At 69.8% G+C, this 13,216-nt stretch carries 14 protein-coding genes; 1 reads left to right on the top strand and 13 read right to left on the bottom strand.

Annotation, left to right across the window (positions count from 1 at the left end; genetic code table 11):
• Positions 1-9: 9 nt before the first annotated feature.
• From ABD256_RS21200 to ABD256_RS21190, 3 genes are read right to left on the bottom strand one after another with little or no spacing between them, the layout of a single operon-like run.
• Positions 10-450, bottom strand: a complete 441-nt coding sequence (locus ABD256_RS21200) for an SRPBCC family protein (RefSeq protein WP_344421340.1) — start codon at positions 448-450, stop codon at positions 10-12.
• Between the two features lie 27 nt (positions 451-477).
• The gene (locus ABD256_RS21195) at positions 478-1,269 is read right to left on the bottom strand and encodes a metallophosphoesterase family protein (protein ID WP_344421337.1); all 792 of its coding nucleotides are present in this window, start codon (positions 1,267-1,269) and stop codon (positions 478-480) included.
• A gap of 5 nt (positions 1,270-1,274) precedes the next feature.
• Positions 1,275-1,691 carry a polyketide cyclase / dehydrase and lipid transport gene (locus tag ABD256_RS21190; protein ID WP_344421334.1) on the bottom strand — a complete coding sequence of 139 codons (417 nt, stop codon included), beginning with the start codon at positions 1,689-1,691 and terminating at the stop codon, positions 1,275-1,277.
• A gap of 154 nt (positions 1,692-1,845) precedes the next feature.
• Here ABD256_RS21190 and ABD256_RS21185 point away from each other — a divergent pair, with 154 nt between their 5' ends.
• Positions 1,846-3,651: an AMP-dependent synthetase/ligase gene (locus ABD256_RS21185; protein ID WP_344421331.1), complete on the top strand. Its 1,806-nt coding sequence runs from the start codon at positions 1,846-1,848 to the stop codon at positions 3,649-3,651.
• Between the two features lie 41 nt (positions 3,652-3,692).
• On the opposite strand, the gene ABD256_RS21180 is transcribed toward ABD256_RS21185, so the two are convergent.
• The 10 genes from ABD256_RS21180 to ABD256_RS21135 all read right to left on the bottom strand — a co-directional run bounded on the left by ABD256_RS21180 (position 3,693) and on the right by ABD256_RS21135 (position 13,215).
• Positions 3,693-3,932 (bottom strand): hypothetical protein, encoded by a 240-nt coding sequence (locus ABD256_RS21180; protein ID WP_344421328.1) that lies wholly within the window; start codon positions 3,930-3,932, stop codon positions 3,693-3,695.
• Between the two features lie 306 nt (positions 3,933-4,238).
• Positions 4,239-4,853, bottom strand: a complete 615-nt coding sequence (locus ABD256_RS21175) for a hypothetical protein (RefSeq protein ID WP_344421325.1) — start codon at positions 4,851-4,853, stop codon at positions 4,239-4,241.
• The gene (locus tag ABD256_RS21170; protein WP_344421322.1) at positions 4,850-5,338 is read right to left on the bottom strand and encodes a hypothetical protein; all 489 of its coding nucleotides are present in this window, start codon (positions 5,336-5,338) and stop codon (positions 4,850-4,852) included. The genes ABD256_RS21175 and ABD256_RS21170 overlap by 4 nt, the downstream gene beginning before the upstream one ends.
• Positions 5,335-6,573 carry an MCE family protein gene (locus tag ABD256_RS21165; RefSeq protein WP_344421319.1) on the bottom strand — a complete coding sequence of 413 codons (1,239 nt, stop codon included), beginning with the start codon at positions 6,571-6,573 and terminating at the stop codon, positions 5,335-5,337. The genes ABD256_RS21170 and ABD256_RS21165 overlap by 4 nt, the downstream gene beginning before the upstream one ends.
• Complete coding sequence (locus ABD256_RS21160; RefSeq protein WP_344421315.1) at positions 6,570-7,763, bottom strand: MCE family protein; 1,194 nt, start codon at positions 7,761-7,763, stop codon at positions 6,570-6,572. The genes ABD256_RS21165 and ABD256_RS21160 overlap by 4 nt, the downstream gene beginning before the upstream one ends.
• Complete coding sequence (locus ABD256_RS21155) at positions 7,760-8,965, bottom strand: MCE family protein (protein WP_344421312.1); 1,206 nt, start codon at positions 8,963-8,965, stop codon at positions 7,760-7,762. The genes ABD256_RS21160 and ABD256_RS21155 overlap by 4 nt, the downstream gene beginning before the upstream one ends.
• On the bottom strand, positions 8,962-10,008 hold the full coding sequence (locus tag ABD256_RS21150) for an MCE family protein (protein ID WP_344421309.1): 1,047 nt from the start codon (positions 10,006-10,008) through the stop codon (positions 8,962-8,964). Before ABD256_RS21150 ends, ABD256_RS21155 begins: the two co-directional genes overlap by 4 nt.
• On the bottom strand, positions 10,005-11,036 hold the full coding sequence (locus ABD256_RS21145; protein ID WP_344421306.1) for an MCE family protein: 1,032 nt from the start codon (positions 11,034-11,036) through the stop codon (positions 10,005-10,007). Before ABD256_RS21145 ends, ABD256_RS21150 begins: the two co-directional genes overlap by 4 nt.
• Positions 11,033-12,358, bottom strand: coding sequence for an MCE family protein (locus ABD256_RS21140; RefSeq protein WP_344421303.1), 1,326 nt, complete (start codon positions 12,356-12,358; stop codon positions 11,033-11,035). The genes ABD256_RS21145 and ABD256_RS21140 overlap by 4 nt, the downstream gene beginning before the upstream one ends.
• Positions 12,355-13,215 carry an MlaE family ABC transporter permease gene (locus tag ABD256_RS21135; protein WP_344421301.1) on the bottom strand — a complete coding sequence of 287 codons (861 nt, stop codon included), beginning with the start codon at positions 13,213-13,215 and terminating at the stop codon, positions 12,355-12,357. The genes ABD256_RS21140 and ABD256_RS21135 overlap by 4 nt, the downstream gene beginning before the upstream one ends.
• Between the last annotated feature and the right edge of the window lies 1 nt (position 13,216).

Below are 13,216 nucleotides of genomic sequence, written 5' to 3'. Positions count from 1 at the left end.
GGCGGCGCCTCAGCCCAGATCCTCGACCCGGCGCTTCAACTCCTTCAGCGCGGTGTCCATCACCATCTTCTCCGCCTTGCGCCGCAGCAGGCCGATCATCGGCAGGACCAGCTCCACCGACAGCGTGTAGGTGACCTTCGTGCCGTTCCCGGCGGGTTCGAGGTGGTAGCGGCCGTCCTGTGCCTTCTGCATCTGGCCCTTGACCAGGTGCCAGCTCACGCCGTGGCCGTCGGCGTCCCAGTCGTACTCCAGGGTGTAGACGTCCTTGATCGGACCGGCGTCCAGGGTCAGCTTGACCTGCTTCGCCCTGCCGTCGCCGTCGCTGGAGAGCACCTCGGTCTCGCGGACCTGCTTGGCCCACTCCGGGTACGCGGGGAAGTCGGCGATCACCGCCAGCACCCGCTCCGGCGGCGCGTCGACCTCGATGGACTGCGTGGACTGGTCGGCCATGCGGGCTAGGCTACCGCCCGGTCGGCGTCACCAGCGCAGCACGTACGGCTGTTCGGTCTCCTTGAAGTGACCCACGTTACGGCACTCGGTCCTGCCGACGCGCCGCCGCGAGGACAGCGGCTGGTGCACGTGCCCGAACACCGACCACCTCGGCTGGTGCGCGGTGATCACGCCGAGCAGCGACGCCGAGCCGATCTCGTGCCTGCGCGCGATCACGTCGTAGGTGAGCTCCGGCAACGCGGGCGGGATGTGGCTGCACAGCACGTCGACCGCTTCGAGCGCGGCGACCGAGGCGTCGAACTCCTCCGGGGTGCGCAGGTACGGCCGCCACGCCCCGCCGGTGCGCCGCGGCACCACGTGCGGCGGCAGCAGCGCGCCGCCGGCGAACCCGAACCGCAGCCCGCCGATCTCGGCCGTCCCGCCGTCGACCAGCTCGATCCCGGCACCGGCGAACTCGGGCCACAGCGCGGGCGTGTCGACGTTGCCGGGGATCGCGTAGGTGGGCGAAGGCAGCACCTTGAACAACGCCGCGTACTGCTCGCGAATCGCTTCTTCGACGGCGGAGGCCGGGTCTTCGAGCGTCGCCCACAGCGAGCGGGAGTAGGCGATCGTCTCGTCGCGGGTGCTCTCGCGGCGCAGGCGCGCGAACACGCCCACCTTCTCCGCGCCGAACAGGGCACCCATGATGCCCTTGTCGTGCTGCTTGTAGTCGACGAAGTCGAGCAGGTCGCCGAGCACGACCAGCGCGTCCGCGCCATCGCCCGCCCGCGCCAGCGCGTCGGCGTTTCCGTGCACATCGGACACCACGTGTACGCGCACGCCGGTTACCTCGTGCCTTCGTCCGCCGTCCTCGGCGGCTCGCCCGGCGGGCGCCCGTCTTCGAGGATCCCCTTCAGCCCCAACGCGATCGCCTTCGCCGCGCGCGCCCTGCGGTCGAACTCGCGCCGCACGTCCTTCGGCCGCAGCGGCAGGGGCTGCCCGGTGGGGCCCGCGGGGGTGGCGCGCAGGAAGTAGTGCAGCAGCACACCGTCTAGGACGGGCTCGAGCCACACCTCCATGGTGCCGACGAGCGCGCCGCGCACGGTCCAGCGCAGCCCCTTGTCACCTCGGTCGGTGTAGACCTCGAGCACCAGATCGGGCCAGTAGGACGTCCAGGACGAGGGTTCGGCGAACACCGCGGCGACGGTGCTCGCCGGCACCGCGAGGAACGTCTCGTCAACGATGTCGAGTGCCGGCGTCACATCAGGCAGAATGTCATGCCCGCGCGTCGAGCAGGCGGCGAGGATGGTCATACGGTAGACAGCAAGCTAAGTTGACCGGCGAGTAACAGTACGGTCCTCCGGTGAGGGAGGATCGGGGCACAGCACGCTCGCGGTGTGAAACTCGGAGGTCTACGTGCGCGAATACAGCGCTCCGGCAACCCGCCCGGTGTCGGATGAAGAGAACATGTCCGACATCGTCTGGGCCAACGCGGAACGCTTCGGGGACGTGGTGAGCTTCCGCCGCCAGGTCGACGGCTCGTGGCTCGACGTGACCGCGCGCGACTTCGCGAAGCAGGTCATGGGCGTGGCGAAGGGCCTGATGGGCGCGGGCATCGCCAAGGGCGACCGGGTGGCCCTGATGTCGAAGACCCGGTACGAGTGGACGCTGCTCGACTTCGCCATCTGGGCCGCGGGCGCGGTGACCGTGCCGATCTACGACACCTCCTCGGCGGAGCAGGTGCACTGGATCGTGTCGGACTCGGCGGCCAAGGCGATCGTGGTCGAGACACCGGAGCACCGCGAGGTGCTGGAATCGGTGCGGGGCAGGCTCGACGAGCTCGACCACGTATGGCAGTTCGAACCGGCGGCCGGTGAGCAGCCCGCGGTGGACCTGCTCACCGCGCTCGGCGCCAAGATCACCGACGACGAGGTGCACGAGCGCCGCCGCTCCGTCGGCGCGCCCGCACTGGCCACCGTCGTCTACACCTCCGGCACCACGGGGCGGCCGAAGGGCGTCGAGCTGACCCACCGGAACCTGCTCGCCGAGGTCAGCGCCGACATCGAGGCCTTCCCCCAGCTCATGGAGGAGGGGAACTCGCTGCTGGTGTTCCTGCCGCTGGCGCACGTGCTCGCCCGCGCGATCGCGATCACCGCGCTGACCGCCCGCGTGACGCTGGGGCACACCCCCGACGTGAAGAACCTCATCGCCGATCTCGGCACGTTCCGCCCGACGTTCGTGGTCGCGGTCCCCCGGGTGTTCGAAAAGGTCTACAACACCGCGAAGCAGAAGGCCCACGGGGACGGCAAGGGAAAGATCTTCGACGCGGCCGAAGCCGTCGCGGTGGCCTACAGCGAAGCGCAGGACAGCGGCGGCCCCGCCCTCGGCTTGAAGCTGAAGCACGCCGTCTTCGAGAAGCTGGTGTACGGCAAGCTCAGGGCCGCGCTGGGCAGCCGCTGCAAGGCGGCGGTTTCCGGCGGCGCCCCGCTCGGGGCCAGGCTCGCACACTTCTTCCGCGGCATCGGCGTCCCGGTCTTCGAGGGCTACGGCCTCACCGAGACCTCGGCGGCGGCGAACGTGAACACGGAGAAGGACTTCCGGGTCGGCACGGTCGGCAAGCCGGTGGCAGGCACCTCGGTGCGGATCGCCTCCGACGGCGAGGTGCTGGTGAAGGGCGACGTCGTGTTCGGCGGCTACTTCAACAACGAGACCGCGACGAAGGAGTCCTTGGAGGACGGCTGGTTCCACACCGGCGACCTCGGCTCGCTCGACGACGACGGCTTCCTGAAGATCACCGGGCGCAAGAAGGAGATCATCGTGACCGCGGGCGGCAAGAACGTCGCCCCCTCCGGCCTCGAGGACACGCTCAAGGCGAACCCGGTGATCAGCCAGGCCATGGTGGTCGGCGACCAGCGCCCGTTCATCGGCGCGCTGGTGACGATCGACGAGGAGTTCTTCCCCACCTGGAAGTCCCAGCACGGCAAGCCCGACGGCGCCACCGTCGCCGAACTCGCCGGCGACGACGACCTTCGCGCCGAGGTGCAGCGCGCTGTCGACGAGGCGAACAAGCTCGTGTCGCACGCGGAGTCGATCAAGAAGTTCACCATCCTCGCCAAGGACTTCACCGAGGCGGGTGGCGAGATCACGCCGAGCCTGAAGCTCAAGCGGAACGTGGTCAACAAGAACTACGCCAGCGACATCGACGGCTTGTACAAGAAGTAGCGCGGGTGGGGCGCCCCGTCACCGGGGGCGCCCCCGCGTGCTCAGTCCTGCCACACGTCGAGTTCCCACGGCTCGGGGAGCCCAGCCCGGTCGGCGGGCGCCCAGCACTGGAACCTCGTCGAGACGCTGTTCCCCGCCTCGGTGCACGCCTGGTGGGAAGCGAAGTAGTTGAAGATGACGAAACCGCCGGGTGCGGGCGAGGCCGCGGCGGCGGGCGCGGCGAGCGTTCCGGTCGCGATGGCGGCCAGCGCGGCGGCGGCCAGCATGGGCTTGATGCGCAACGAACATTCCTTTCGGTGTGTTATCTCCCGCCATAGCGGAGGAATGGCGAGACGGTAACCGCACCCGCTGTCATTTCACTGGCAGCGGGAACGGTGGGCAGCCGAAGCGCGAATCCGCCGAAGGCGCGGTCCTCGCCAACCCAGCCCCCCGGCGAGCCGACGCGCCCCGCGCGACGGGGAGCGTTCAAGTCGCGTGCAGGGCCGCCAAGCCCTCCAAATTTGCGATGGCGGGGGCGCCCGCAACTCAACGGCTACTCACCTGGGCAGCCGCGCCCCCGGCAGCGCGAATTCGGACACGCGATAGAACTAGAGCGCCAGCAGATCGGTGATCTTCCAGGTGCCGTCGATCTTGCGGGCGCCGATGTCGAGGTGCGCGGTGCTGGACGCCTGGTCCGGTGGACCGCCGACGGTCTGCTGGTCGACGAAGACGAGTAGTCGCGCGGTGTCGTCGCGCAGGTCGCGCACGCCGATCTCCCGCACGGTCGTGGACCGGACGAGCTTCTGCTCCCCCGCTTGCTTCTTCACGGCCGCGAAGCTCCGCCGGTACTGCTCGACCGCGTTGTCCGCGAGCACTCCCGCCGAAGCGCGTTCGGTGCGGTCCAGGTTGGCGTAGTCGAAGGAGAAGATCGCCTTCACCGCGGCGCCGACCTGGCCGGTCACCTCGGCGGTCGCGCCCGCGTCGGCGAGTGCCGCGTTGTCGCTGCTGAGGCCGGCCGCTCTGATTCCCGACCACACCGCGGTGGCGGCCGCCAGCACGATCACCGCGGTCAGCACCGCGAGCAGGCTCGCCCGCCGTCCCACCGCGCGGCGGTCCGCGGGCACGTCGCCGTCTTCCGGCACCTCGGCCGGATCGTCCACTGTGGATTCCTCCGCGGGTGGCACTTCGGTCCGCTTGTAGGGCACCGGCCGGTTGTCGTTCACGCCGCCTGCACCCCGCTGAGCTTCCAGGTGTCACCGGCGCGGTCGAGTTGCACGGTGAGCTTGCTGCGGCTCGGGGCCGCCGCCGCCCCGTCGACGCTGATCCGCACGTCCAGCACCGCGATCACGCGCGCGCCATCCCCGGTCAGCTCGGTCACCGCGGCCTCGCGCAGTGACGCTGTCGCCACCGCCTTGCTCGCCGTGGCCCGCGCGACCTGCGCCTGCCGATCGGCGAGGTCCTGCCCGAGCTGGCCGGTGCTGACCTCGGCCCATCGCCCGACGTCGCGGGCGGCGTCGCGGTAGTCCACGGTGTTGAGCGCGACGAGCCCGTCGGCCGCCGCCGCCAGCACCGCGTCGCGGTCCCGTGCGCGCTGAAGACCGTCGTCGGCCGAGGCCTGCCACCACGACCAGCCGAACCAGGCTGCCGCGAGCACCGCGACGACGGCGAGCGCGAGCAGCCCGGTGCGGAGGGGGTCTCTGCCGTTCATCCCGCCAATCCAAACAGGCCGCCGAGCCCGGCGGGCCCCGCCCCCGAGGTGGCGAGCCCGAGCACCCCGGGCAGCCGCTGCGCCTGGGGCGCGGATGCCTGCGGTTTCGGGGCCACCGGTGCGACGGGCTTGCCCGCGTACGGCGCGTTCTGCGCGCCCCTGACCCCGGTCGGGCTGCCGGGCGGCTCGGCGCAGTAGGCCAGCTTGTTGGCCGGCGCCTCGCTGGTGTCGTTGGCGGGGCGCTCCTTCGTGCCCTCGTAGCCCTTGGTGCACGAATGCGGGTCGAAGAAGTTCAGGACGAGCCCGAGGTGCCCTTCGCCGTTGGAGGTGACCGACCTCGTGAACGACGAGATCACCGGGTAGGCGACGAGCAGCTCCTCCAGCGAATCGGTGCGCGCGCTGGTCACCTGCGCGGTGGTCAGCAGGTTCGCGATCACCACGCCGAGGCTGGTGCCCGAGGTCGCGAGCACGTCGCTGACCTGGCGCGCCACCGGCGGTGCCTCGTCGATCACCTTGCGGACGTCGGGATCGGACTTCTTGAGCTGGTCGGCGATCCCGGCCAGCCCGGTGGCCAGTGACGTGATGTGATCGCCCTGGCGGCGCTGCGTGTCGAGCACGACCTTGCCCTTGGCCAGCAGGTCCTTGGTCTGGGGCAGGTTCTGCTTCGCGGTCGCGGTGAACGCGCCCGCGGTGTCCAGCAGCGCCTGCAGGTCGGGGCCGGTGCCGTTGAACGCGGTGTGCGCCTCGTCGACCACCGTGCGCACCGACTGCGGGTCCACACTGGACACGAGTTTGTCCAGATTGGACAGCACGGTGTCCGGGGCGAGCGGCAGCCGCGTCTTGTCCACTTTGATCACCGAGCCGTCGGCGAGGTACGGGCCTTCGGCGTGCTGGGGCTGCAGGTCGACGAACTGCTCCCCCACCGCGGACCGGTTGGCGACCACGGCCGTGGTGTCGGCGGGGATGTCCGGCCCTCCCGAGTCCAGGTCGAGGTCGACGGTGACGCCGGAGTCGGTCAGGTGCAGCTCGGCGACCCTGCCCACGGTGACGCCGCGGTAGGTGACCTCGGCGTTGGTGAAGATGCCGCCGGAGTCCGCGAGCTGCGCGGTGACGACGTAGCCGCGCGAACCGAACAGCCTGCCGAGCCCGGCGTAGTTCCCGCCGACGTAGACCACCGAGACGACGGCGATCAGCACGAACGCGAACAGCAAGGTCTTGTGCTTCCTGGTGATCACCGGCCACCTCCCAGTAGCGTGCCGAGCAGGCCGCCGATGAGCCCGCCCTGCTGCGGTGCCGGTTTCCCCGCGGGCGGCGCCGACGGCGGCAGCGGCAGCGGGGGCGGCGGAGTGCCGTTGTTGAACGGGATCGCGCCCGGTGTCCCGGTGCCCGCCGAGCCGGGCAGGCCGATCGCGGGCGCGCGCGAGCGGCTCAGGTTCTGCACGATCGAGTCGAGATCGAGGTCGAGCCGGGCGCGCACGTTCGCGTAGTCGCCGCGCACCACCGCGCCCGCGGCGTCGGGCAGCGGGTAGGTCGGCAGGATCTTCAGCGCCGTCGGCAGGTTCTGCCCCGCGTCGGCGAGCTGCTTCAGCGTCGGCGCCAGTGCCTTCAGGTTCGCGACCAGTTCGGCACGGCTCTTGTTCACCGTGTCCACCGCGACCGTCGACAGCTTCGACAGCGCCTGCAGCATGCCGACGAGCTGGTCGCGCTGGTCGCTGACCACCTTGATCCCCGGTGCCAGGTTGTCCAGCGCGTTCGTGAGGTTCCCGGTCTGGGCGACGAGCGTGCTCGAAAGCCGGTTCAGCCCGTCGATCGCACGGATGATCTCCCCCTTCTGACCGTCCAGTTCGGTCGCGAGGGTGTCCACACGCGACAGCAGCGCGCGCACCTGCGCCTCGTTGCCGCCGAGCGCGTTGTTCAGTTCGGTGGTGATCGTCTTGAGCTGTGCCACCCCACCGCCGTTGAGCAGCAGGGAAAGCGCGCCGAGCACTTCCTCGACCTCGGGGTTGCGGTTCGTGCGCGAAATCGGGATCGCCGCGCCTTCGGCGAGCTTCCCGGCGGGCTTCTCGTTCCCCGGCGGGTGCAGCTCGACGAACTTCTCCCCCAGCAGGCTCGACTGGCGCAGCTCGGCGGCCGCGTTGCCGGGCAGGGAAAGATCGCCGTTGACCACCATGGTCACGATCGCCGACTTCGTGTCCTGCGCGAGGTCGATCTTCTCGACCCGCCCGATCGCGACGTCGTTGACCTTGACGCTGGCCTGTGGCACCAGGTCGAGCACGTCGGAGAACTGCGCGGTGACCCGGTACGGGTGATCGCCGACATCGGCGCCACCGGGCAGCGGAGTGTTGTACAGCCCCGAAAATCCGCCGTTCGAGCATCCGGCGAGCACGAGCCCGGCGAGCAGTAGGGGGGCGAGGCGGCGCTTCACTGGCTCCCCCCGAGGCCGAACCCGGCACTGCCGGGCACGTCCACCAGCGGCAGCGGCAGCGGTGGCAGCTCGCCGTTGGAGATCGACGAGATGATCTGAGGGAGCGACGGGAGCTTCGCGATGCCGTCGACCACGGGCGCGATCGCCTGGCACAGGTTGCCCACCACGTCCGGCAGGCCCACCGGCGTCGACGCCTTCAGCAGGCGGCACAGCGTGGTGACGAGCGGGTTGGTCAGCTCGTTGGCGTTGTACCGGATCGCGATGCTGCCCGACGCCGCGTCGTAGGAGTTGATGAAGTTCGTCATCCCGGTCGGCGCGATGTCGAGCGTCTCGGCGAGCGCGGCGCGCTGGTCGACGAGCACCTTCGTGATCCCGGCCAGTTTGTCCACATTGGATGTCAGCAGGTCCTTGTTCTCCGCGACGAAGCCCTTGACGTCGGTCAGCGCCGTGCCGAGCGAGTTCAGCGCGCCCGCCACGTCCCCGGACTCACCGGCCAGGAATCCCGCGACATCCGACAACCTGCCGTAGAACTCGTTCAGCTGAGCGTCGCTGTCGGACAGTGCGGTGGTGAACGACTGGAGGTTGCGGACCGTGGCGAACAGGTCCCCCTTAGAGCTTTCCAGCGTGCGCCCCAGATCCGCGAGTCTCGTCACGGTGGTGTTGATGTTCTTCCCGTTGCCGTTGAGGTTCTTGGCGGCGGTGTCGAGCAGTTTGGACAGTGCGCCGTTCTTGTTGGCGCCCTCGGGGCCCAGCGTCGTCGAGAGCTGGTTCAGGCTGCCGTAGAGATCGTCCAGCTCGGCGGGCATCGCGGTGCGGTCGCGGCCGAGCACCGCGCCGGCCGCGAGCTTCGGGCCGGTGTCGTAGGCGGGTGTGAGCTGGACGTACCGGTCGCTGACCAGGCTCGGCGCGACGACGACGGCGCCCGCGTCCGCGGGGATCGACACCCCGGCGTCCACGTTCATGTCCACGCGGACCTGATCGCCCGCCGGGGTGACCGCGGTGATCTCGCCGACCTTGATCCCCAGCACCCGCACCGACGAACCCGCGTACAGCCCCACCGTGCGCCCGAAGTACGCGCTCACCTTGGTGCCGCCGGGATCGCGGAAGATCCACCACAGCGCACCGGTGAGCACGAGCGCGACCACGCACGCCATCGCGATCCACGAGTACAGGCTCCGGGACGCCCTCGTATCGATGCTCATCGGCGCCCAACCCCTTGATCCGGTGCCGAAATCGGCGGCGTGCAGCCTTCCGGGTTCACCTGCAGCCCGCCCGCGTTGATCATCGGCGGCAGCAGCCCGCAGATGTAGCCCTCGAACCAGCGGCCGTTCCCGGTCGCGTTCGCACCGACCCTGGAGAACGGCGCGAGCAGGGCGAGGCTGCGGCCGAGGTTGTCCTGGTTGCGCTTGAGGATGTCCGTGACGTCACCGAGTTTCGCCAGCGCGGGCTTGAGCTGCTGCCGGTTGTCGTTCACCAGCCCGGAAAGCTGCCGCGCGAGCCCGGTGGCGCCGGTGAGCAGCGCGCTGATCGCGTCCTTGCGCCGCTGCAGCTCGTCGAGCAGCAGGTTGCCGTCCGAGATGATCTTCTGGAGCTGGGTGTTGCGGTCGCTGAGCGTTTTCGACACCTGGCTCGTGTTGGACAGCAGCTTCGCCAGCTCTTCGTCGCGCGAAGAGACCGTTTTGGACAGTGCCGAAAGCCCGCTCAAGGCGTCCTTCATCGGTTTCGGCGTGTCCTTCAAGGTGTCCGAAAGGACGTTGAAGCTCTGCGCGAGCTGCTGGGTGTTGATATCGCCGACGGTGGTGGAAAGCTGTTTGAACGCGTCCTGCAGCTCGAACGGGGTCCGGGTGCGTGCCACCGGGATCGCCTGGCGCGGGTCGAGCGCCGCTTTTCCCTTGGGCTGCAACGCGAGGTACTTCTCGCCGAGCAGGGTCTTGATCTCGATGGACGCGGTGGTGCCGTCGCCGATCGTGCGTCCGGTGGCCGCCGTGCTGTCTACGTCGAAGGACACCACGACCTTCTTGCCCGCCAGCGCCACCTTGGTCACCTTGCCGATCTTCACGCCCGCCACCTGGACCTCGTTGTCCGGCACCAGTCCCGCCGACTCGGCGAACTCCGCGGAGTACGTGGTGGCGTTGGACAGCAGCGGCAGCCGGTCCGCGTTGTAGGCGGTGAGCACGGCCAGCACCACCAGCACGAGCGTGACGGCGCCGACCGCGGCCTGGTTGCGTTCGCGGAGTGGTTTCACTGCGGCTTGCACCTCTCCGGTTGCTGGGTCCCCACGATCGGCAGCAGCGGCAGCGTGACGTTCAGCGACGAGATCCCGATCGTGCCGGACAGTCCACAGAGGAAGTAGTTGTACCAGCTTCCGTAGCTCAGGGTCCTGGTGAACTTCTCCAGGTTCCCCGGCATCTTGCCGAGCAGTTCGTTGAGCAGCTGCCCCGAATCCGACAGGTTCGACGACAGGCGGCCCAATCCCGCGATGTCCTCCTTCAGCGCCGGGCGCGCGTCGTTGAGCAGGCCCGCGGTGACGTCGGTGAGCCCGCCCAGCGCGGAAACCGCGTCCCCGATGGGCTTGCGCTGCTCGGCCAGCCCGGTGACGAGCGCCTGCGTCTGCGTGATCAGGTCGCCGAGCTGCGGGCCCCGCGCGTTGACGGTGCCGAGCACCTCGTTGAGGTTCCCGATGACCTGGCCGATCACCTTGTCCTTGTCCGCGATCGCCGAAGTCACCGACGCGGTGTGGGTCAGCAGGCTGCCGATCGTGCCGCCCTCGCCCTGGAACACCTGGATGATCTCGTAGGACAGGTCGTTGACCTGCTTCGGGTCGAGCGCGGCGAACAGCGGCTTGAACCCGTTGAACAGCACGGTGAGGTTGAGCGCGGGCTGGGTGCGGTCCACCGGGATCGTGGTGCCCGGCGTGAGCGCGCCGGTCCCGCCGACGCTGGTGCCGAGCGAGAGGTACCGCTGGCCGACGAGGTTGCGGTACTTCACCGTCGCGGTGGCCTCGGCGGGGATCCGGCGCGCGGTCTCGACGTCGAAGTGGACCTCCGCGCGGTTGTCCGCGTTCACCGTGATCTTCGAGACCTGGCCGACCTTCACCCCGACGATCCGGACGTCGTCGCCCTCCTTGAGCCCGGAGGCGTCGGCGAACAACGCCGTGTAGGCGGCTGTCGCGCCGAGGTTGGTGTTCGCGATCGTGGCGCCGAGCACCGCGGTCAGCAGCACCGTCACCACGGCGAAGACGGAGACCTTGATCAGCGACGGGAGCGTCTTCACTTCAGCTCCACCTCCGCGCCCCGGTACAGCGGCGCGACGAGCAGGCCGCTCCAGTTCGGCACCTCGGCGGGGTCGACGCCGAGCGCCGCGCCGCGCAGGGTCCCGACGAGCCGCTGCTCCTGCGGCGAGTTCGCCACGGCCGCGGGCATCGGCGCAGCGGCAGGCGCGCCACCACCGCCGATGGGGGTGGCTCCCTTCGCCGCGGGCGGATGCGTGGACCCGTCGAGGATCGGGCCGTCCGGCGGGTACTGCGGCCAGCGGCCTGGCGGCGGCACCTGCGGGTAGCACCGCGGCCCGCGCTTGTCGTCGTACTTCGGCTCGTCGACGCCGGGCAGGTACTTGGTGCGGTTGGCGAGGAACCGGATCGTCACGTGGTTCATCTGGTCGGTGCCCTTGCCGAACGCCGCCTCCGCGCGCGGCACCGATTCGGCGAGCTGCTGGAGCAGGCACGGGTACTCGGGCGCGTACTTCGCGAGCACGTCGAGCGTCGGCTGCGCCGTGGTGGTGAGCCGGATCAGGTTGTCCTTGTTGACTTCCAGGAACCGGCCGAGATCGTCCGACGCGGTGCTGACGGTGGCGAACACGTCCGCCAGCCCCTGGCGCTTCTCCACCAGCGTGCGGCTGGTGGTGGTGAGATCGGACAGCGCCTGCAGGAAATCGGGTGCCGCGCGCTGGTAGAGGTCGGCGGCGTCGGCGAGCCCGGAGATGTCGGACTTCAACGCGGGCAGCGACGGGTTGAGCCCGCCGAGGTAGTCGCCGACCTGCACGAGCGTCTTGCCGAGCTGGGTGCCCCGTCCCTCCAGCGCGCTCGACACCGCGGTGAGCGTGCTCGAAAGCTTTTCCGGCTGGACGGCCTGCAGCAGCGGCATCACGTCGCCGAGCACCTTTTCCAGCTCGATCGCGGTGCTGCTGCGGTCCTGGGGGATCACGGTGCCGCCGGCGAGCCTGCCGGGCACCGGCGCCGACGGCGGCTGCAGTGCCACATACCGTTCCCCGAACAGGGTTTTCGGCAGCAGCCGCGCGGAGACGTTCGCCGGGATCACGCCCAGCTTGTCCGGCTGCATGGCGAGGTCCAGCTCCGCGTGGTCGCCGAGGGCACGGATGTCGCGCACCTCGCCGACGACCATGCCGCGGATCTTCACGTCGGCGCCGCCGCGCATCTGGTTGCCGACGTGGTCGGTCTCCAGCTTGACCATCGCGACGGGGACGAACGCCTTCTTGTAGACCGCCACGGTGACCGTGAAGAACAGCGCGACGACGACGAGGAAAGCCAGCCCCAGCACCTGGTAGCGAAGCCTGCGCAACAGGACCTTCCGGCTCATCCCGATATCCTCACCGTGGTGCTGGCGCCCCAGATGGCCAGGCTGAGAAAGAAGTCGAGCACCGAGATCAGCACGATCGAGGTGCGCACCGCGCGGCCGACCGCGAGCCCGACCCCGGCCGGGCCGCCGGACGCGGTGTAGCCGTAGTAGCAGTGCGACAGGATCACGATCGCGCTGAAGACCATCACCTTCAGGAACGACCAGAGCACGTCCTCCGGTGGCAGGAAGAGCCCGAAGTAGTGGTCGTAGGTGCCCGCGGACTGGCCGTACATCCACACCGTGATCTGGCGCGAAGCGAGGTACGACGAGAGCAGGCCCACCGCGTACAACGGGATGACCGCGGTGATCCCGGCGAGCACGCGCGTGGTCACCAGGTACGGCATGCTCGGCACGCCCATCACTTCCAGCGCGTCGATCTCCTCGGAGATCCGCATCGCGCCGAGCTGCGCGGTGAACCCGCAGCCGACCGTCGCCGACAATGCGAGCCCCGCGGCCAGCGGCGCGACCTCGCGGGTGTTGAAGTAGGCCGAGATGAACCCGGTGAGCGCGGCCGTGCCGAGCTGGTTGAGCGCCGCGTACCCCTGCAGGCCGACGATGAGCCCGGTGAACAGGGTCATCCCGATCATCACGCCGAGCGTGCCGCCGATGACCGCGAGCGCGCCGGAGCCGAAGCACACCTCGGTCAGCAGCCGCAGCGTCTCGCGCAGGTACCGGCGGGCCGTCCTCGGCGCCCACGCGAGCGCGCGGGCGTAGAACGAAAGCTGCTCGCCGAACCCCTCCAGCGACGCACCGGGGCGCGCGATGATCTCCAGCGTCCGATCGGAGACGGACGGCTCCCGCGTAACGGTTTGTGCCATG

Origin of the sequence: Amycolatopsis minnesotensis (assembly GCF_039529815.1) — a bacterium.
Lineage (GTDB): Bacteria > Actinomycetota > Actinomycetes > Mycobacteriales > Pseudonocardiaceae > Amycolatopsis > Amycolatopsis minnesotensis.
Note: the sequence above shows the minus strand (reverse complement) of the source record. Positions and strands in the feature narration are given on the sequence as shown.